This window comes from Chryseobacterium sp. GTID13, from assembly GCF_056172655.1.
The window spans coordinates 1,920,279-1,939,451 of record NZ_JAOCMB010000005.1; the positions used below are offsets into that span (position 1 = coordinate 1,920,279).

17 protein-coding genes and 3 pseudogenes are annotated in these 19,173 nt (G+C 38.2%); 8 read left to right on the forward strand and 12 right to left on the reverse strand.

Annotation, left to right across the window (positions count from 1 at the left end; translation table 11 throughout):
* Positions 1 to 45: 45 nt before the first annotated feature.
* The gene (locus N4G44_RS15580) at positions 46 to 630 is read right to left on the reverse strand and encodes a hypothetical protein (protein WP_474928212.1); all 585 of its coding nucleotides are present in this window, start codon (positions 628 to 630) and stop codon (positions 46 to 48) included.
* Between the two features lie 185 nt (positions 631 to 815).
* Between N4G44_RS15580 and N4G44_RS15585 the strand changes: the two are divergent.
* Positions 816 to 1,292, forward strand: a pseudogene (locus N4G44_RS15585) (DinB family protein); the annotation flags it as partial.
* A 278-nt stretch (positions 1,293 to 1,570) separates the two neighbouring features.
* Here N4G44_RS15585 and N4G44_RS15590 read toward each other — a convergent pair.
* The gene (locus N4G44_RS15590) at positions 1,571 to 2,524 is read right to left on the reverse strand and encodes a helix-turn-helix transcriptional regulator (RefSeq protein WP_474928213.1); all 954 of its coding nucleotides are present in this window, start codon (positions 2,522 to 2,524) and stop codon (positions 1,571 to 1,573) included.
* A 91-nt stretch (positions 2,525 to 2,615) separates the two neighbouring features.
* Between N4G44_RS15590 and N4G44_RS15595 the strand changes: the two genes are divergently transcribed.
* Together N4G44_RS15595 and N4G44_RS15600 are read left to right on the forward strand one after the other, a co-directional pair.
* Entirely contained in the window at positions 2,616 to 3,185 is a 570-nt protein-coding gene (locus tag N4G44_RS15595; protein WP_474928214.1) for a Crp/Fnr family transcriptional regulator, read from the forward strand.
* A 77-nt stretch (positions 3,186 to 3,262) separates the two neighbouring features.
* Positions 3,263 to 3,727 carry a carboxymuconolactone decarboxylase family protein gene (locus tag N4G44_RS15600; RefSeq protein WP_474928215.1) on the forward strand — a complete coding sequence of 155 codons (465 nt, stop codon included), beginning with the start codon at positions 3,263 to 3,265 and terminating at the stop codon, positions 3,725 to 3,727.
* Positions 3,728 to 3,916: 189 nt separating this feature from the next.
* Here the strand turns inward: N4G44_RS15600 and N4G44_RS15605 are convergent, their stop codons facing one another.
* Together N4G44_RS15605 and lptB are read right to left on the reverse strand one after the other, a co-directional pair.
* Positions 3,917 to 5,644, reverse strand: a complete 1,728-nt coding sequence (locus tag N4G44_RS15605; RefSeq protein WP_474928351.1) for an ABC transporter ATP-binding protein — start codon at positions 5,642 to 5,644, stop codon at positions 3,917 to 3,919.
* 510 nt (positions 5,645 to 6,154) lie between these two features.
* Positions 6,155 to 6,879, reverse strand: a pseudogene (gene lptB, locus N4G44_RS15610) (LPS export ABC transporter ATP-binding protein); the annotation flags it as partial.
* A 393-nt stretch (positions 6,880 to 7,272) separates the two neighbouring features.
* Between lptB and N4G44_RS15615 the strand changes: the two are divergent.
* Positions 7,273 to 7,572: a TM2 domain-containing protein gene (locus N4G44_RS15615; RefSeq protein ID WP_474928216.1), complete on the forward strand. Its 300-nt coding sequence runs from the start codon at positions 7,273 to 7,275 to the stop codon at positions 7,570 to 7,572.
* Between the two features lie 148 nt (positions 7,573 to 7,720).
* Positions 7,721 to 8,449, forward strand: a complete 729-nt coding sequence (locus tag N4G44_RS15620; protein ID WP_474928217.1) for a hypothetical protein — start codon at positions 7,721 to 7,723, stop codon at positions 8,447 to 8,449.
* An 85-nt stretch (positions 8,450 to 8,534) separates the two neighbouring features.
* Here N4G44_RS15620 and hemB read toward each other — a convergent pair whose 3' ends face one another.
* On the reverse strand, positions 8,535 to 9,524 hold the full coding sequence (gene hemB / locus N4G44_RS15625) for a porphobilinogen synthase (RefSeq protein ID WP_474928218.1): 990 nt from the start codon (positions 9,522 to 9,524) through the stop codon (positions 8,535 to 8,537).
* A gap of 118 nt (positions 9,525 to 9,642) precedes the next feature.
* On the opposite strand from hemB, the gene N4G44_RS15630 reads away from it, so the two are divergent.
* The 3 genes and pseudogenes from N4G44_RS15630 to N4G44_RS15640 all read left to right on the forward strand — a co-directional run bounded on the left by N4G44_RS15630 (position 9,643) and on the right by N4G44_RS15640 (position 12,324).
* Positions 9,643 to 9,993: a T9SS type A sorting domain-containing protein gene (locus N4G44_RS15630; RefSeq protein WP_474928219.1), complete on the forward strand. Its 351-nt coding sequence runs from the start codon at positions 9,643 to 9,645 to the stop codon at positions 9,991 to 9,993.
* 104 nt (positions 9,994 to 10,097) lie between these two features.
* Positions 10,098 to 11,009: an ABC transporter ATP-binding protein gene (locus N4G44_RS15635; protein WP_474928220.1), complete on the forward strand. Its 912-nt coding sequence runs from the start codon at positions 10,098 to 10,100 to the stop codon at positions 11,007 to 11,009.
* Between the two features lie 5 nt (positions 11,010 to 11,014).
* Positions 11,015 to 12,324: pseudogene (locus N4G44_RS15640) on the forward strand (ABC transporter permease).
* Between the two features lie 298 nt (positions 12,325 to 12,622).
* Here N4G44_RS15640 and N4G44_RS15645 read toward each other — a convergent pair.
* The 7 genes from N4G44_RS15645 to lpxD all read right to left on the reverse strand — a co-directional run bounded on the left by N4G44_RS15645 (position 12,623) and on the right by lpxD (position 19,115).
* Positions 12,623 to 13,291, reverse strand: a complete 669-nt coding sequence (locus N4G44_RS15645) for a porin family protein (RefSeq protein ID WP_474928221.1) — start codon at positions 13,289 to 13,291, stop codon at positions 12,623 to 12,625.
* Positions 13,292 to 13,311: 20 nt separating this feature from the next.
* The gene (gene sucD / locus N4G44_RS15650; protein ID WP_040997883.1) at positions 13,312 to 14,184 is read right to left on the reverse strand and encodes a succinate--CoA ligase subunit alpha; all 873 of its coding nucleotides are present in this window, start codon (positions 14,182 to 14,184) and stop codon (positions 13,312 to 13,314) included.
* Between the two features lie 91 nt (positions 14,185 to 14,275).
* Complete coding sequence (locus N4G44_RS15655) at positions 14,276 to 15,178, reverse strand: UDP-3-O-(3-hydroxymyristoyl)glucosamine N-acyltransferase (RefSeq protein ID WP_474928222.1); 903 nt, start codon at positions 15,176 to 15,178, stop codon at positions 14,276 to 14,278.
* Between the two features lie 70 nt (positions 15,179 to 15,248).
* A complete protein-coding gene (gene efp, locus N4G44_RS15660; protein WP_474928223.1) occupies positions 15,249 to 15,812 on the reverse strand; it encodes an elongation factor P in 564 nt (187 codons plus the stop codon).
* 86 nt (positions 15,813 to 15,898) lie between these two features.
* Positions 15,899 to 16,693, reverse strand: a complete 795-nt coding sequence (lpxA, locus tag N4G44_RS15665) for an acyl-ACP--UDP-N-acetylglucosamine O-acyltransferase (protein WP_474928224.1) — start codon at positions 16,691 to 16,693, stop codon at positions 15,899 to 15,901.
* Complete coding sequence (locus N4G44_RS15670) at positions 16,694 to 18,091, reverse strand: bifunctional UDP-3-O-[3-hydroxymyristoyl] N-acetylglucosamine deacetylase/3-hydroxyacyl-ACP dehydratase (protein ID WP_040997891.1); 1,398 nt, start codon at positions 18,089 to 18,091, stop codon at positions 16,694 to 16,696.
* Complete coding sequence (lpxD, locus tag N4G44_RS15675; RefSeq protein WP_048502352.1) at positions 18,084 to 19,115, reverse strand: UDP-3-O-(3-hydroxymyristoyl)glucosamine N-acyltransferase; 1,032 nt, start codon at positions 19,113 to 19,115, stop codon at positions 18,084 to 18,086. The genes N4G44_RS15670 and lpxD overlap by 8 nt, the downstream gene beginning before the upstream one ends.
* Positions 19,116 to 19,173: the final 58 nt, after the last annotated feature.

The window sequence follows — 19,173 nt, forward strand, 5'->3', positions numbered from 1 at the left end:
CATCAGAGATAAAAAAATGACCGGATAAATCCGGCCACTCACAAATTATTTATTTACCTCTACATATTGTATGATGGTCTGGTTTTTTGGGTTATAGATTATTGTACTGCTATTGGGAAACCTTTTCAGCTTATAATATTCTATATTTTTATCGTTTTTGATATCTTCCAGGAAACTGGTATCAAAAGTATTTTCAGGAAGGAATTTCGAGACAAAACTTATTTTGTCAATGATGCTTTGTCCGTCTATTTTACGGGCTGTTTTGTCGGATTTGTTTTCATCGGCAGAAGGCTGTTTTTCCAGAAAAGGAAGCAGGACAGCGATATCGGATTTATATTTGAAGATATATCCTTCAGAACCGTTGGGAAATTTAAATTTCTTTCCGGTATCTTCAGAAACTATTGGTTTTCCATCATTAGGAAATACCTGGTTAAATTTTACGTCCTGGGAATTCGTTAAAGAATTAATGGATTCACTGACTGTCTTCTTAACAGTTTCTTCCACTGCCTGCTGAGCTTTCTGCTGTACAGTTTCGGTTGTTTTCTGAACGGTCTGGTCTATTTTCTCTTCAATTTTATTACATGAGATCAGTAAAAAAACAGGAATAACAGGCAAAATATACTTCTTCATTTCGAGATTTTAATAGCGTTGCATTGTTCTTAATTCATGCAATTTACATCTAAACGGAGAAATAACCTTTTATATTTTAATAAAGAAATAAAATATTTTTTAAACCTTAAAATCCTACTGACAAACTGTTGTCATAACCCTGTCATACCTTTGTATCAACAATAACAAACTAAAACAATACAATTATGACAACTACAGCAACAGCCACTAAACAATTCATGACATCTGATCAATTATTAGAGCACTGGCAGGGACACAGAAACCTGACAAGAAGAGTAATAGAAGCTTTTCCAGAGAAAGAATTATTTGAATTTTCTGTAGGCGGAATGAGACCTTTCGCCAAACTTGCAGTAGAGCTGATCAGCATCGGCGGACCTGCTTTGAAAGGAATTATCAACAAAAACATGGAAGCTTATAATGAAGAAGGATTTAATCCGAAAACGAAGGAAGATATCCTGAAAAAGTGGGACGAGGAAACAGAAGTGATCAATCATTATTTCAGCCAGATCACAGAGGAGCGTTTCCAGGAAACTTTCAATTTATTCGGTCAGTATGAATTTCCGGTGTACCAGAACATTCTTTACTTCGTAGATAACGAAATTCACCACAGAGGTCAGGGATATACCTACCTGAGAGCTTTAGGAATTGAACCCCCTTTTTTTGGGAGAGATTTTAGGATCATTAATGCCTTTATTCAGGCTGAAAATGATGATTCAATCCAGACAAAAAGAAGAACCGGCAGAATCAAAATCATTCAAATTATCCATTCATTAAATATAGACACCCCGATTTTGTTGTTTTGATTTTTGTCTTTGGTTTAAAATCTCTTTGTTCAAACTATATGAATTTCCAAAACTCCGGCTTCACATACGTGAAGCCGGAGTTATATTGTTTATTCAATAAAGTATGCTGCTCTGCTCTTGCTCCGGCACAATACTTTTTACTCTACTTTTTTTGAAATATTTTCTACGAGATTTCTAAGCTTCACTTTTAAAGATTCCGGTTCTAAAATGGTTGCAAAATCTGCAAAAGTAATCAGCCATCGTGGGAAGCCTTCTTCTATCCATTCCGTATCAAAAATCATTTCAATTCCATCCTCTGTCTCCTTCTCTTCCACAAACCCATAATATCTTTTTGAATTAACGATATGCCCTATTATTTTCTTTTCCACTAAAATCCTCACCCTTGTTTTCTCCCCGTTTGAATATCTTCTGTAATCATTGATCTGTCCGTATTCCTGAGAAAAAGGATTCTGGGTTTTGAAAATCTGCTGGATTCTGTCCACACGAAACTGTCTGAAATCCTTTCTCATAGTACAAAAAGCCATGATGTACCAGTAATTGAATTCAAAGAAAATACCGACCGCTTCGATGGTCCTGTTGGTTACCCGGGAATCAACTGTTTTGTATTCAATGTTCAGCTGAGTCTTATCTGCGATACTTTCCAGAATAGTGGGAATCACATTTTTGATACTGCTATCCGCTTGTGTATGATGATTATAAACATCAATTTGCTTTTCAATATTCTGAATGAGGTTCTTATCTGAATTCCGAAGCACAGAACGGACTTTTTCCATGGCGATCTGATAATGGGCTCCGAGACTTTGATGGGAGAATTTCTGCATCAGCTTTTCGGCAGTGATAAAACTCAACACCTCTTCTTTTGTAAACATGATAGGTGGAAGCTTATAGCCGTCCATCAGTGAATATCCGTTTCCGGCTTCACCTATAATGGGAATTCCGGCATTTTCAAGGGTTTTCACGTCGCGGTAAATGGTTCGGATGCTTACATCAAATTTGGCAGCAAGATCCTGCGCCCTTACTGTCGGCTTCGACTGTAATTGCGTGAGAATAGCGGTTACCCTGTCCAGTTTTTTAAGATAGTGATCGTTCATATTTGATATGGCAAATCTATCAATCTTTTTTGGGTACATCACATAAATTGACCCGCTTTTTATTTATATTTAAATCTTTATTTATCTGAACATGAATCCTACCTGCTTTATCCGGACTATTGAAAATATAAGCAAGCCCGAACAGCCTGTTATGGATGTTTTGGTTTCCAATTTAGAATTAAAAACTTATCGGAAAGGCGATTTTCTTTTAAAAGGCGACGAAACCTGCCGATACTTTTATTTCCTTGAAAAAGGCCTGGTAAAACTGTTTTTTGATAATGGTGATAAAGATTTCATCATGACTTTCTTTTCTGAAAATTCCTTTTTCACTGAGCTGAACGGTTTTTTAACGGATAATCCTTCAAAATATATGATCGTTGCCCTTGAGCCCTGCGAAGTTCTCCGTATTCATAAAAATGTTATTGAAGAAGCATGTAAAAAATACCATAGTGCAGAAACCCTCTTCAGTAAACTGTACCGGAAAGCTCCCATCAACATGATGGGAAGAATCAGTGAGATGCTTGAAGATGAAGGCAAAAAACGTTACAATAATTTTCTGAAAGAAAGACCCGACCTTATCCAGCGCATCAGTCTGGGAGATCTGGCAGATTATATCGGAATCACCCAGGTTTCTCTAAGCAGAATCCGGGCACAAAAATAGTTTTTTATCATATGTAAAAAAATTCCGGAAAATTACAGTCTACATTTGCGATATAATTAATCAAAAAACAATTTATTATGTCACAAAGAATTAATGCATTTGCAATGGGAAACAAAGCTGTAAACGCCCTTCATCATATGGGGGCTCAGCTGCAGCATTCATCACTGAACGTTTCATTTCTGGAACTTCTGTATTTCCGGGTTTCCCAGATGAACGGATGTGCTTTCTGCCTGGACATGCACTCCAAAGAATTGAGAGCCAAAGGCGAAACCGAACAGCGAATATTCCTGGTGAGCGCTTGGAGGGAATGTTCTTTTTACACAGACAGGGAAAAAGCCGGATTGCTATGGGCAGAAACCTTAACTTCTTTAAACGGGAAAGAGGTTTCCGATGAAATTTATTCTGAAGTTGCCCAATATTTTTCTGAAACGGAAATACTGGATCTCACTATGGCTGTGATTGCCATCAATAGCTATAACAGAATCAATATTGCTTTTGGAGCAGAGGTGGGGACTTATCAGGTTGCTGAGAAGGCACAGTAAGTTCATCTTTTTTAATGCAAAGTTTTATCATGAGTGCTTTTGATTAGATTTATGATAAAACCTTGCATTTAATCTTATGTGGAAAAACTTTAAGATGATACTGCAATATTCTCTCGCAGATTTGGCAGATTTGGCAGATTTATATGAAAAATAAGATTTGTGAAATCTGTGAGATCTGCGGGAAATAAATTAGTTATCTTTAAAAGTACTGACCAGCTTATCCAGATTTAAACTTCTGGCAGAAGCATCAAAGATCTCACGGTAAGTTCCGTTCAGCTGAACCAGCTCGTCATGAGTTCCGCTTTCCACAACCCTTCCCTTTTTCATTACATAAATAGTGTCGGAATCAAGGATCTGAGACAGTGAGTGTGAAATAATAACCACAGTACGCCCTTCTTTGATGGCATCCAGGGAGTTTTTAATCTGTTCGGTCGCAATGGCATCAAGGCTGGCAGTTGGCTCATCCAGGAAAATAATCGGAGGATTTTTCAGGAATAACCTTGCAATGGCAATTCTCTGCTGCTGTCCGCCTGAAAGCTGGGTGGCATCATGCTGATAACCATCCGGAAGATCAAGGATCTGGTCATGCAGGTATGCTTTCTTTGAAGCTTCCTGAATTTCCTCAAAGCTGGCATTCATATTACCATAACGGATATTATCCTCAATACTTCCCTGAAAAATATGGTTCTTTTGAAGTACCAAGCCTAGATCGTCCCTTAGGAAAGTATTGTCATATTCATCTAAATTGACTCCATCCAGAAGGATTTCTCCTGAATCGGGAAGATAAAATTTACACAAAAGATTAATGACCGTAGATTTTCCGGCCCCGCTTAATCCTACCAAAGCCGTGGTTTTCCCATTTTCTATTTTCATGGAAACATTATGCAAAGCCTGGGTACCGTTTGGATAACTGAAATCTACATTTTTTAATTCGAAATTACCTTTGATCTCTTTTTCTACAAAAGCGCCATTCGGTTCTTTCTCGTCATCGGCATTAAGGATTTCAAAATAGCCTTCCGCATAGATCATGGCATCGTTCATATCATCGTAAATCCTGTGCAGCTGACGGATGGGAGCCGAAATATTGTTGAAAAGCATAATATGAAGCATAATAGCCCCAATTGTCATTTGCTGATCGAGTACCAGATAAACTGTTAAAAGAATAATTAAAACCACCCCAAACTGTTCTATAAAAGTTTTCAGTCCATCATAGATAAAGTTGGTTTTCCTTGTGAACATCTGGCTTTCCATCAGTTCCATCTGCAAATCATATTGTTTTTTCCCTTCAAATTTCTCACGGACGAAACTTTTAATGACCATAATGGAATTAATCAGGTTCAAAAGTCCTGAAGTTTTCCTTTCCCTCTGATTTCTAAGCTGACGACGCACTCCTGAGAGTTTCTTTGCCTGTAATGAGCTGATATAAAAATAGATGGGCACAATAATCGTGGAAACCATCCCTACATACACATTCTGCATGTACATAATGATGAGAGCGATAATGGCATTGGAAAAAAGCGGAAGTATATCGATGAAAAAATTCTGTACGAGTCTTGTCAAACTTTCTATCCCACGGTCTATCCTGATCTGCAGCTTCCCGGATTCATGGTTTTCATCGTTGAAATAGGCAACCCTGTACGTCAGGATTTTATCAATAGCTGACTGTGCCAGGACGGAACTTACATTGATCCTTATTTTTTCGCCATAAAATTTCTGTCCGAAATTGATAAAAATATTAAGCAGTTCTTTTCCCAGCAAAATGATGGAAATGACGATCAGAATATGAATACCCTCAGACATAGGATGTGGAAGATGGGTAAGCTTGGTTACCTCATCTACCGTATATTTTAAAACAATTGGATTGACCTGTGCCGCCAGAGCTCCCAAAAAGGTAAGAAACAACGTTCCATAAATCATTAAACGGTAAGGTTTTATAAACGGAACAAGCTGTTTATAAATCCCGAATAAAGTGACTGTTCTGTTAAAAGGTTTTGCCATAGAAGTTATTTTAACTAAAAAACGTACCGTTTCAGAGAGAAAGGTACGTTTTATTCTATTTTTCAGCAAATACTTTTTGGGACAGATGTTCTTTTATCCTTCGTAAAAATACGTTGTAAGATAATGCAGTTCCGGTTTGCTTGCTGCTTTGGATTCAGCTTCTGCCTGTTCCAGAGTGTATTGCGTGGTCAGTTCTTTTCTTTGGAATATAAATGAATTATTAGCATTTTTGTCCACTATATCATTGAAGATATGCTCAATTTCAGAGTTGGCAAGCGATGCAAAGCTAATGTCTTCAAAGCCGTACATCAGTCTCAAATCATCAAACTGACTGAAATTTTCATCTACAAACCCCTGAAATTGTGCTTTTGAGTCAAAATTACCTGCCCAGATGTTATAGATATACTTTTTCTTTTTAGGCTTGTCTAAAATACTCTGATAAACAAAGTTTTCACCCAGATAAGCTTCTCTTACCTGAGGATCATTAGCCAGGTCTTCCGGAAGTCCTTCTTTCAGGATGTTTCCTTCAAACATAATGTATGTTTTATTTGTAATTGCTAAGGTCTGCTGTACATTGTGATCCGTGATCAGGATTCCGATATTTTTGTCTACGAGGCTTCTTACGATTTTCTGAATATCTTCTACCGCAATAGGATCTACTCCCGCAAAAGGCTCATCCAGAAGGATAAAATTCGGGCTTGTGGCAAGACATCGGGCGATTTCCGTTCTACGTCTTTCCCTCCGGACAAAAGATCTCCTCTGTTTTTACGTACATGCTGCAGGGAAAACTCTTCGATCAGTTCATCACATTTAATCTGCTGCTCACGTTTCGACAATTTTGTAAGCTGTAAAACCCCCATAATATTCTCTTCTACAGAAAGTTTTCTGAAGATGGAAGCTTCCTGTGCAAGATATCCGATTCCCTTCTGGGCCCTGCGGTACATCGCATCGCTTGTAATTTCCTGCTTATCCAGAAAGATCTTTCCTGAAGTAGGCTTAACCAATCCAACGATCATATAGAATGAAGTGGTCTTTCCTGCCCCATTCGGGCCCAGCAAGCCAACAATTTCTCCCTGTTCTACCTGTACAGAAACGCCTTTTACTACTTTTTTCGGACCGTATTCCTTGATTAAGTTTTCTCCTCGTAAAATCATAGGAGCAAAGATAAAGTTTTTTTGAATTCAAATTTTAGATTATAAATGGTAAACGTTTTTTTGAATGGTCATTTATTTTTTAGTAATTCGGAGATTGCCAATATTGAATTTTAAATTTTGGCTAAAGCCGTGGATCCTAACATTTTTGTTGTAAACGGGCTAAAGCCCGTTCCTATTGATTGCATCTTTCAACTCCGCTCAGGATGACAGATCTGATACCAACTGCTTTATTTCTTTTTTCTTATTATTTTTCTATGTATACTGCATGTTTACAAATCTAATTTTTAATCATATTTCCTTAAAAATTAAATATTTATACCGTTATTTTGTAACTCCATGAAATTTTTTCCGACTTATTGAAAAAGCAATTATAATCATCACAATACATCAACAATGGAAAATTACGGCTATACAAAAACAGAAGGCACACAGAATCCGAATCCTCAAAATAATGTCCCTTACCGCTCGGAAAAGAAAATTCCGGCAGCGATACTGGGAATCCTTGTCGGATGGCTGGCATTAAATAAATTCTATCTGGGCTATACGAAAGAAGGGATCATCCAGCTTGTTCTGAACATCATCACTTTTGGAGCAGCTTCTATCATTCCTTTTATTGAAGGGATTTTATACCTGTTCATGAGCGATAAACAGTTTGATGATACTTATGTTTACGGGAGAAAAGGATGGTTGTAGGGAGAGGTAAAAGCAAAAAGGTTAAAAGGCGAAGTGGCAAAAGGGCTAAGAAAGCTGATAAAACTAAGAACGCAAAAGGCTAATAAGCAAATTCGCCTATTTATTTTATTTCCCTATTTTTATCCTACCAAATCAAGAACTAAATAATATGCAGAATAATCAAGACCTGACAGATCTTCTTGCCCTGGATCTGGGGATTAATATCGTAGACAGAAGGCCTTATGCCAAAGAAGTTTTCAAATGGCAGGATATGGATCTTCTTCCCCACTCATCCACAGACACGCTTCTTTGCGAAATCTTCGAATGGAACGGGAGAAACTGGAGAACGACAGGAAACAACCTCATCGGATACCTGTTTTCAGGAGATCTTCTTAATACAGTTAAAGAACAGCTGATCAATACCCCTAAGAATCCAGCATTAATCCCGGATTTCGAATTCACCAAAGAAAGCATGGTGGAATACGGACTCTCCCTTCCTTCCCTCTTTAATATCGGAGTGAATGGAGATATTAAAAACACCAAGAGTTTCTCAGTAAGAGTGAATGGAGTAACCAAATCAAGGATTACCAATATTGATGTTCCGGGAATTGAAATCCTGAAAAATTACTCTTTGTTTACCCAAAGTAAATCCAAGACTTACAGAAAAAATATTAAATTCAATTATCTGAGTACTTCCCTATTCTACGCAGAAAGTGTGGAGATCTTTCTTGAAAAAGAATCAGGGGTAGGACTAGATGTAAGCTTTCAGACTGAGAATGTGGAAGTGGACGCCAAAATAGATACAGATACAAAGAAACATTTTGTTTTAAAATATTCCGGAAATCAGGCGCCGTTTGCGGCAAAGTTTACCAAAGGGAAAGATTTTAACATCATGTGATAAATTTTTACTTCTTCACAGATGTTTCACATAAAAACTAAAACACCCCGGATTGGGGTGTTTTAATTTTTTTATAATAGTACTTCTATTTGTTCAGAATCATTGCTGCTTCTTTTGCAAAATAAGTAAAGATCATATCTGCTCCGGCTCTTTTGAAGCAGGTAAGGCTTTCAATGATTGTTTTGTCATTATCCAGCCAGCCGTTCTGTGCAGCTGCTTTTACCATGGCATATTCTCCGCTTACGTTATAAACCGCTATCGGAAGATCAATGGCTTCACGAACTTTGGCAACAATATCAAGATAAGGAAGTCCCGGTTTTATCATAATAATATCGGCTCCTTCATCAATATCTTTAAATACTTCGTTCATGGCTTCACGGGAATTGTGAAAATCCATCTGATAGGTCTTTTTATCTTTCGGAATCTCCATATTATCTTTTGGTGCACTGTCCAGAGCACTTCTGAAAGGTCCGTAGAACGAGCTTGCATATTTTGCAGAATAGCTCAAAATCCCAACATCTGTAAATCCGCTTTCTTCCAAAGCTTCACGAATGGTAAGAACTCTTCCGTCCATCATATCGCTTGGTGCCACAATGTCAGCTCCGGCTTCGGCATGGGATACGGACATTCTTGCCAGTGCATCGTTGGTAGCATCATTTACAATTTTCCCGTTTTCAATGATTCCGTCGTGTCCGTAGATGGAATAAGGATCCAAAGCTACATCAGGCATCACAATCATTTCGGGAACCGCATCTTTGATTGCTTTGATCGTCTGCTGCATCAGTCCGTCTTTGTTCCAGGCTTCTTTTCCGGTATTGTCTTTCAAATGTTCCGACACTTTCATGTACAGATTGACCGATTTTACCCCCAGGGAAAAAAGCTCCTTACATTCTTTCACCGTCAGATCTATGCTCCTCCTGAAAATCCCCGGCATCGACGGGATTGCTTCCTGCTGGTTTTCGCCCTCCATTACGAAGATAGGCATTACAAAATCATCAGTCGTAAGGATGTTTTCTCTTACTAAACTTCTGATAGATTCATTAACTCTAAGCCTTCTATTTCTTGAATGTATCATTTTGGAATACTTTTTGAATAAGTTTCTACAAATTTACTACAACTTATATAAAAAACTATTGTATAGGATTGTAGAATTGTTTATTTTTGTTTTAATACATTCGAGAAATTATAATTTGATGAAAAAACTTTTACTTTTATTTTTATTTATCGGCGCTTTCGTTGGATTTTCCAACAATATGCAAGCACAGCTAAGAGAGCCGGGTTCCCTTTCACAGAAGTCTGATGACGGGGTATTAGTAGCTTACCCGAATCCTGCAAAGGATTTCCTTCTGATCAAAGCGAAAGATTCTGCTTTAAAGATCAAAAGTGTAACCTTTTACTCCATTTTAGGAACGCAGGTAGCTAACTATTCTGTCAACATGAACTCCGGTGAAATCAATATTGAAAAACTGAAACCCGGAAAATATCTGATTCGCTATATCTTAAGCGATAATACCCAAAAGGTTACTCAAATCGTAAAACAATAAAATTAAATCCTGATAATCATCAGGATTTTTTCTTTTCCCACTGTTCTGCCTTAATAATTCCGTAACTTTCAGAACTTTTTTAGACTCATTGTAAAAACAATTTAATGCTTAAAGCTGAACATATCAGAAAGACCTATGGTGCCGGAAAGAAGATAGCATTGGATGATTTCAGCATCCATGTTCCCCAAGGCAGTATTTATGGTCTTCTAGGCCCGAACGGAGCGGGGAAAACGTCCTTTATCCGTATTATCAATCAAATTACCCAGGCTGATTCCGGAGAGGTATTCATCAATGGAAATAAGCTGAACCCAAGCCATATCCGGGATATCGGTTATATGCCGGAAGAAAGAGGACTTTATAAAAATATGAGTGTGGGTGACCAGATTCTTTATTTTGGAGAACTGAAGGGAATGAGTAAAAATGATGCCTTAAATGAAGCTAAGAAATGGTTTGAAAAACTTCACATCGACCAGTGGTGGAAAAAGAAACTTTCTGAGCTCTCGAAAGGAATGGCACAGAAGATTCAGTTTGTAGTCACTGTTCTGCACCGTCCGCACCTTCTGATTCTGGATGAGCCTTTTTCAGGTTTTGACCCGGTGAATGCCAATTTAATTAAAGATCAGATCATCGATCTTAAAAATAACGGAACCACCATCATTCTTTCTACCCACAGAATGGAAAGTGTTGAGGAAATGTGTGATTATGTGGCCCTGATTAACAACTCTAAAAAAATCATTGACGGAAGGGTTTTTGACGTTAGGGAAAAATTTAAGAAAAATATTTTCGGGGTTACTCTTTCCGAGGTGGATGAGGTTAAGTTCGAGAATTTCAAAGCCAGTTATGATATTTTTAATTTCTCTAATGACAACAATCTGGTTTCTTTTGACCTTAAAAATGAAAGCGGACAAAACGACATCCTTCTGGACCTTGTCAATGTAGGAAAAGTGAGATCATTTGACGAAAAAATCCCGAGTATGAACGAAGTGTTTATTAATGCGGTAAGCAATCATCCTTAATTTTTATGAATAATATTTTTTTAATTACAAAAAGGGAATTTCTTACCCAGGTTAAGAAAAATCCTTCATTATATTAACATTACTCGCTCCTCTTTTAGTGATTGGATTTGGAGGGGTAATCGGGCTGATGTTTAAAGCAAACGAATCCCACAGCATCATTGAGGTTGTGGATAAAAGCGGACTTTTCAGGAATCAGCTGAAATCCAATGATAAGCTTGAATATGTTTTTGTTTCCGCCGCTGATGAAAAGGCAAAGATCAATAACCTTAAAGATAATGAGTCGATGGATGGGATACTGATCCTTCCTGAACTAAAAGATCATAACTATAACGAACTTGAAAACAGTACAAGACTTATTGTAAACGCCAAAATGGGCTTTGATACCAAACAGAAGATCGTTTCTGATATTACAGATGTCATCAAAAAGGAAAAGATCAAGGAGCTTGGTATTGAAGAAACCCAGCTGAACAATCTTGACAAGGGCTTTACTTTAAAGACTATCAATGTTTCTGATAATAACAAAGAAGATTCCGACCTTGCATTTGGTGTAAAAAGCGGTCTGAGCATCCTGCTAATGTATGTGACTTTCATGTTCATCATTATTTACGGAGTAAGAGTGATGAGAAGTGTTCTTGAGGAGAAAAATAATCGTGTGGTAGAGATCATTATCTCATCAGTTAAACCTTTTGAGCTGATGATGGGTAAAATATTGGGAGTAACCCTGGTGGCCCTGACTCAGTTTCTGATCTGGATCTCAATGTCTGTTGTAGGGGCCTTGATTTTAAATACCGGATTTTCATCTTTCCAGAAAAATATTCCGGGAGGAAATGAGGAACTGGCCAATAAGCTGGATGTTACACAGATTGCCACTCAGGTTTCACACAGTTTACTGGAACTGAATTTCCCTCTGATCATCTTTGTATTCATTATATTTTTCCTTTTGGGATATATTTTTTACAGTTCCATCTATGCAGCTATCGGTTCGGCAGTAGACAATGAAACAGAGACCCAGCAGTTCACTTTATTTGCTATTTTACCGCTTACTGTAGGGATGTACGGGAGTTTTTCCTTAATGAACAATCCTGACGGTCCATTGGGCTTCTGGCTGTCTATAATTCCGTTTACTTCACCGGTTGCGATGATTGCAAGAATCCCATTTGGCGTCCCTGCCTGGCAGATTGCTTTATCCATTGCATTATTGCTGGGAACCACTATTTTCATGATATTCTTAGCAGGGAAGATTTACCGTGTAGGGATTTTGATGTATGGGAATAAGGCTAGTTTGAAGGAGATCTGGAAGTGGATTAAAGGGTAGTTTTGTTGTTCTTTTGTCTTAAAACAAAAAGAACCAAAAATTCAAGACTGGAATCTTTCGCTAAAAATTAAAACTTGCTCCTAAAATTTCCAAACTCGTGCGGATTTACTATTGTTGTTCAGATCAATATTCCGGCCGCACTCAAACAGTGGAAATTTTTTAACGGATCAAGTTTAAATTTTTTTAACGCTACAGCTTCCTAGGTCAATATATGAGCCAATAGAAAGTACTATACAAAAACAAAACTCCCGGAAATTAAAATTTCCGGGAGTTTTTTATAATTGAATAACTTATTATTCTATTTAAAGATATAGCTTAAGCTAAGGCTGAGTACCTGCTCAGACTTTCTCTTATCAGTACCTCCTTTTTCTTTGGCAAGATCAGGATAAGTGTCTGAAAGACCAAGGTCATATTTAAGAGCTAATTCCAGCTGTCTCTTATAGCTGTATCCTACTCCTAACCCTAAAGCAAAGTTAAAGCTTGAAGCTTTTCCACTTACGGACGGATATAAAGGATCGGTAACATCCGGATCGTAATATGATCTGCCAATCGGAGCATTTTTAACATTCTGATTCATCAGGAAGTTAAATCTTGGACCGATCATTCCAAAGAATTCTGATTCTGCTTCAGAAAAATATCCTTTAAAATAGATAGGTACGCTCAGATAATTGTTACCATATACTGCATCATAACCATCTTTCCCTTTGGCATCTTTGTCCTTTCCGGTTTCACCAGCACCGTAATATACGACTTCCGGCTGTAAAAAGAACTGGTTTGCCTTCCCGATAGGAATTAAAGCCAAAGCTCCGCCCTGAAACGCGAATCTCGGACCGGAAGGGTTATGGGCATTTCTTACTCTGGAATAGTTACCTCCTGCCGTGACACCAAATCTTGTATTTGCAAAGTCGATCTGGGCAAAAGACAGAGTTGAAAGGGCCAATGCTGAGGTTAATAAAAGTTTTTTCATATGTTTTGTTTTTGTATCTGTTATCCTAGAATTTTTGCAACAGTAGCACCAATATCTGCAGGAGAATCTACAACGTTGATCCCGTTGTCTCTCATGATCTGCATTTTTGCCTGAGCCGTATCTTCATCACCTCCTACAATAGCACCTGCGTGTCCCATAGTTCTTCCTTTAGGAGCAGTTTGTCCGGCGATAAATCCTACAACCGGCTTAGTAGATCCGCTTGCTTTGTACCATCTTGCAGCTTCAGCTTCTAATCCACCACCAATTTCACCGATCATTACTACAGCTTCAGTTTCAGGGTCGTTGATGAATAGTTCCAAAGCTTCTCTTGTTGTTGTTCCGATGATTGGGTCACCACCGATACCAATTGCTGTAGAAACACCGTAACCAGCTTTTACAACCTGATCAGCAGCTTCGTAAGTAAGTGTACCTGATTTTGAAACGATACCTACTTTACCTTTTTTGAAAACGAAACCTGGCATAATACCAATTTTAGCTTCTTCAGAAGTAATGATTCCCGGACAGTTAGGACCGATCAATCTGCAGTCTCTGTCAGCGATGTAAGATTTTACTTTTACCATATCCGCTACAGGAATACCTTCAGTAATACATACAATAACTTTGATACCCGCTTCGGCAGCTTCCATAATTGCGTCAGCAGCGAATGCAGGTGGTACGAAAATGATACTTACGTTGGCTCCAGCTTTTTGAACGGCATCAGCTACTGTATTAAATACAGGCTTCCCTAAGTGCTCAGATCCTCCTTTTCCCGGAGTAACCCCTCCTACTACGTTGGTTCCGTATTCAATCATCTGGCCCGCGTGGAAAGTACCTTCGTTCCCTGTAAATCCTTGTACAATTACTTTAGAATCTTTGTTTACTAAAATTGACATTTTATTGATGTTTTAATTTATTTAAATATTTTATTAATGCTCACAAATTTACTTATTTTTCTTTGATTTTGGACAAAACCAAGTGAATAGTTTATTTGAGATTTCTCAGCTTTACTTCTTTTTTCAAATAGCCTTTGAAATCTTCTGCAAACATTCCAATATAGGTTCCTTTTTTAAGATCTCTGTTGACTCCGGTTTTCCCAAGCAGAACAGATCCGCTTTCAATTTTATTGCCCGAAGCTATACCAACCTGCCCCCAAAGGGTTACTTCATCCCCTATGATACAGCAGCCTGCAATTCCCACCTGCGAAGCAATCAGACATTTCTTTCCGATAACCGTGTCATGCCCGATCTGAATCTGGTTATCCAAAACAGAACCTTCCCCGATTACCGTAGAATCCGTAACACCCCTGTCGATGGTACAGCCATTCCCAATTTCTACATTGTTTTCAATGACAACATTTCCAACGGAAATAAGACGGTCAAAATTCCCATTCAGCTTTCTGTAATAAAATGCGTCACCTCCCAAAACCGTATTTGACTGAATAACAACATTATCACCAATAACCGTTCTGTCTCCAATAACGACGTTTGGAAAAATTAAAGTATTCTTTCCGATGACAACATTATTTCCGATAACAGCCGTACGATGGATTTTTGTTCCCTCCCCGATTTCTACATCATGAAGTTCTTCGGTGAAATTATATATTCTTGTAAAGTGAGTATTGATTTTATTGAAATCTCTGAACGGATCGTCTGAAACCAAAAGTGCTTTTCCTTCCGGACATTCTACCTTTTTGTCGATCAGAATAATTGTAGCCGCGGAATTTAAGGCTTTATCATAATATTTCGGGTGATTCACGAAAACAATGTCTCCCGGTTTTACCATATGGATTTCGTTGGTTCCCAGCACTTCAAAGTCTTCGGGACCTACAAATTCAGAGCCTATTAAATCGGCAATAGTTTTGAGCTTTTGTGGAGAGTGGAATCTCATAACAACTGGTTTTCTTATAAAAATAAAATTCGGAATGCTAGTGCAAACCGAATTGATGTAAATTTTATTATTATTTTACTCTTTCTAAGTAGCTGCCGTCTTCTGTACTTACTTTAATTTTGTCTCCCGGCTCGATGAATAGAGGAACCATTACTCTGGCTCCGGTTTCAACGATTGCATTTTTAAGAGCATTGGTCGCTGTATTTCCTTTTACTCCCGGATCAGCTTCAATCACTTCCAGGTAAACAGATTGAGGAAGTTCAGCAGAAAGCGGAGTTTCATCAGCTTCTTTCAAAATGATCGTTACTTCTTCTCCAGCTTTCATGAATTGTGAGTTTTCAATCATTTCTTTATTCAGATATAATTGAGAGAAATCATCATTGTTCATGAAATGGAAACCATTCTCATCATCGTAAAGATACTGGAACTTTCTGGTGATTACTTTTACTTCGTCTATTTTGTGTCCTGCAGAGAAAGTGTTATCAATTACTTTCCCGTTGGTTACAGACTTTAATTTTGTTCTTACGAAAGCTGGTCCTTTCCCAGGTTTTACGTGAAGAAATTCTATTACTTTAAAAATATCGTTACTGTACTCAATGCAAAGTCCCTTTCTGATATCGTTACTTGTTGCCATTAATTTATGTTATCTTTTTATTTTAATTTTTTAAGTCAATAAGGTTTCTTAAAAATTCGCCTTTTTGCCTTTTTACTGTTCTGCTTTTAATTGCTTTCCTTACCTGTTCCATATCCTTTTACAATACCTCTCGGTGAGTTTTGGATAAACTGAAGGATTTCGTCTCTTTCAGCGGTTGGAAGCATTTCTTTTTCAATATAGGCTACAGCCTGAGAAACGTTCATTTTCATCTGGAAAATAGTTCTGTAGATTTTCTGGATCTCGAAAATTTTCTCATTGGTGAATCCTCTCCTTCTTAATCCTACTGAATTGATTCCCGCATAAGACATCGGTTCCCTTGCCACCTTTACATAAGGAGGAATATCTTTTCTTACCAGTGTACCTCCCGAAATCATGACATGCTTTCCGATTTTACCAAACTGATGAACAGCACTTAGGCCTCCCATTACGGTATAATCGCCAATTTCTACGTGTCCCGCAATACCACAGCCGTTTACAATGATAACGTGATCTCCGATAACACAGTCGTGTGCAATGTGGGAAGTGGCCATGATCAGGCAGTTTTTGCCAATTTTAGTGAATCCAAGAGCTTTTGTTCCTCTGTTGACGGTAACACATTCCCGGATTGTAGTATCATCACCAATAATTACCTGCGTATCTTCGCCATCAAATTTTAAATCCTGCGGAATGGCTGAAATTACCGTTCCCGGAAAAATTCTGCAATTTTTTCCAATTCTGGCCCCGTCCATAATGGTAACATTGGGACCAATCCAGGTTCCTTCTCCGATTTCCACATCGCCTGCAATAGTAGTAAAAGGTTCTACGATTACATTTTTGCTGATTTTAGCACGTTTATCTACGGCCGCTAATTGATGAATCATTTAATCAACTTTATTTTTTGCAACTTGAGCCATTAGTTCTGCTTCTACTGCTACAGTATCTCCTACATATCCGTATCCCTGCATATGAACAATACCTCTTCTGATAGGCTCTATCAATTCAATTTTGAAAATCATAGTATCTCCCGGAACTACTTTTCTTTTGAATTTCACTTTATCAATTTTAATGAAGTAGGTAGAGTAATTTTCCGGATCCGGAACGCTTGCCAATACCAGAATTCCTCCTGTCTGCGCCAAAGCTTCCACCTGAAGTACTCCAGGCATTACAGGCTCTTTAGGGAAATGGCCAACGAAGAAAGGCTCATTCATGGTCACGTTTTTCAAACCTACCACATGGGAATCCGAAAGTTCAAGAACTTTATCAATCAGTAAGAACGGAGGTCTGTGCGGCATAAGACGCATAATTCCGTTGATATCGAAAACAGGTTCTTTGGTAAGGTCAAAATCAGGTACATTTTTCTTTTTCTGAAGCTTCCACTGACGGTTCAGTTTTTTGGCAAACTGGGTATTCACAAAATGACCCGGTTTATTGGCAATAACTTTCCCTTTTATCTTTACACCAGCCAATGCAAGGTCCCCGATCACATCAAGTAATTTGTGCCTTGCCGCTTCGTTAGGATAGTTCAGTGTAAGGTTATCTAAAATACCGTTGGGTCTGATAGAAACATTATCTTTTCCAAACGCTTTTTTCAATTTTTCTGTAGTATCCGGAGTAAGATCCTTATCTACATAGACGATAGCATTAGAAATATCTCCACCTCTGATCAAGCCATGATCCAGAAGCATTTCCAGTTCGTGCAGGAAGCTGAACGTTCTGGCAGAAGAGATTTCGTCTTTAAATTCTGAAATATTTTTAAGAGTGGCATTCTGGGTTCCCAATACTTTGGTTCCAAAATCCACCATAGTCGTTACTTCGTAAGTATCTGATGGAATGATTGTAATTTCCGATCCGGAAGCCGGATCTGTATAGCTAAGCACTTCTTTTATGACCAGATATTCTCTGGCGACTCCCTGCTCTGCGATTCCCACACTTTCAATAGCCTCAACAAAAAACTTTGAGGATCCGTCTAAAATTGGGGGCTCAGAGGCATCCATTTCCAGGATGGCATTATCGATATCGCATCCTACCAACGCTGCCAACAGGTGCTCACAGGTAGTGATTTTTACGCCTAATTTCTCTAATGTTGTTCCTCTTTCTGTTGCTACTACATAATTAACATCAGCTTCTACCTGGGGATGACCCTCAAGATCTGTTCTTACGAACACAAATCCTGTATTTTCTTTTGCTGGTTTGATGGTAAGTTTTACTTCTTTACCTGTATGAAGGCCAATTCCGGAAAGTGTTACTTCTTTCTGGAGCGTTTTTTGCATATCACTCATTAGTTTTATCTTTTGAGATCTCCTCAAGATTATTTATTCTCTTTACAATTTCAGTAAAATTCCTGAAATGTACATAGTTTCTAAGATAGTCATTATAGCTTATTGCAGGAGATCCGTACAATGTTTCTTTATCATTAACGCTGGAATTCACGCCGCTCTGAGCCTGAATTTTCACCTGATTACCAATTTTGATATGGCCTACCACTCCTACCTGTCCGCCAATCTGGTTCCAGTCTCCGATAGTAGTAGATCCTGCAATTCCTGCCTGTGCTGCAATAACGTTGTTCTGACCGATTTTTACGTTATGGGCAATCTGGATCAGATTATCGATCTTGGTTCCTTTCCCGATAATGGTGGAACCGATGGTAGCTCTGTCGATGCTGCAATTTGAGCCAATCTCAACATCATCTTCTATAATTACGTTTCCAAGCTGAGGAATCTTTTTAAATCCTTCTGCAGTAGGCTGGAAACCGAATCCGTCACCTCCTACAACCGTATTGGAATGGATCACACAGTTATCCCCGATGATACAGTAATCGTAGATGCGGGCCCCACTGTCAATTTTACAGTTTTTACCGATCTTAACTCCTTTACCGATATATACATGTGGATAAATTTGTGAACCTTCCCCGATTTTGGCTTTCTCCGAGACATAAGTAAATGCCCCGATGTACACCTTGTCACCAACCACAGCAGTATCATGAATAGAAGAACCGTTTTCGATTCCTTCTTTTCTCCCCTGCATTTCCTGGTACAGATTCATTAAAATCTGGAAAGAAAGGTAAGCATCCTTTACAACAATTAAGGTAGGATTATAATTAACTTTATCTATAAGTTTTTCCGAAACAATAATAACGGAGCATTTTGAGGTATCTAAAAAATGTGAAAATCGATCCTGTGCTATAAAAGAAAGATGTCCTGATTCACCATTTTCAATTGGTGAAACCCCTGTAATAACCGTACTTTCGTCGCCTATTATCTGTCCGTCAATAAAACTTGCAATTTGCGAAGCTGTAAATTCCATATTCTGCAAAGATAAGAAATTCTGTAATTCGCAAACATTTTTTGATTTTCGGAACGTG

Coding starts and splice junctions, on each gene's coding strand:
- hemB (WP_474928218.1), bottom strand. CDS start 9,524: ATGATACATTCAAGAAATAGAAGGCTTAGAGTTAATGAATCTATCAGA.
- N4G44_RS15620 (WP_474928217.1), top strand. CDS start 7,721: ATGCAGAATAATCAAGACCTGACAGATCTTCTTGCCCTGGATCTGGGG.
- N4G44_RS15615 (WP_474928216.1), top strand. CDS start 7,273: ATGGAAAATTACGGCTATACAAAAACAGAAGGCACACAGAATCCGAAT.
- N4G44_RS15595 (WP_474928214.1), top strand. CDS start 2,616: ATGAATCCTACCTGCTTTATCCGGACTATTGAAAATATAAGCAAGCCC.
- lpxA (WP_474928224.1), bottom strand. CDS start 16,693: ATGATTCATCAATTAGCGGCCGTAGATAAACGTGCTAAAATCAGCAAA.
- lpxD (WP_048502352.1), bottom strand. CDS start 19,115: ATGGAATTTACAGCTTCGCAAATTGCAAGTTTTATTGACGGACAGATA.
- N4G44_RS15580 (WP_474928212.1), bottom strand. CDS start 630: ATGAAGAAGTATATTTTGCCTGTTATTCCTGTTTTTTTACTGATCTCA.
- N4G44_RS15635 (WP_474928220.1), top strand. CDS start 10,098: ATGCTTAAAGCTGAACATATCAGAAAGACCTATGGTGCCGGAAAGAAG.
- N4G44_RS15600 (WP_474928215.1), top strand. CDS start 3,263: ATGTCACAAAGAATTAATGCATTTGCAATGGGAAACAAAGCTGTAAAC.
- sucD (WP_040997883.1), bottom strand. CDS start 14,184: ATGTCAATTTTAGTAAACAAAGATTCTAAAGTAATTGTACAAGGATTT.
- N4G44_RS15645 (WP_474928221.1), bottom strand. CDS start 13,291: ATGAAAAAACTTTTATTAACCTCAGCATTGGCCCTTTCAACTCTGTCT.
- N4G44_RS15605 (WP_474928351.1), bottom strand. CDS start 5,644: ATGATTTATGGAACGTTGTTTCTTACCTTTTTGGGAGCTCTGGCGGCA.
- N4G44_RS15670 (WP_040997891.1), bottom strand. CDS start 18,091: ATGAGTGATATGCAAAAAACGCTCCAGAAAGAAGTAACACTTTCCGGA.
- N4G44_RS15590 (WP_474928213.1), bottom strand. CDS start 2,524: ATGAACGATCACTATCTTAAAAAACTGGACAGGGTAACCGCTATTCTC.
- N4G44_RS15630 (WP_474928219.1), top strand. CDS start 9,643: ATGAAAAAACTTTTACTTTTATTTTTATTTATCGGCGCTTTCGTTGGA.
- N4G44_RS15655 (WP_474928222.1), bottom strand. CDS start 15,178: ATGAGATTCCACTCTCCACAAAAGCTCAAAACTATTGCCGATTTAATA.
- efp (WP_474928223.1), bottom strand. CDS start 15,812: ATGGCAACAAGTAACGATATCAGAAAGGGACTTTGCATTGAGTACAGT.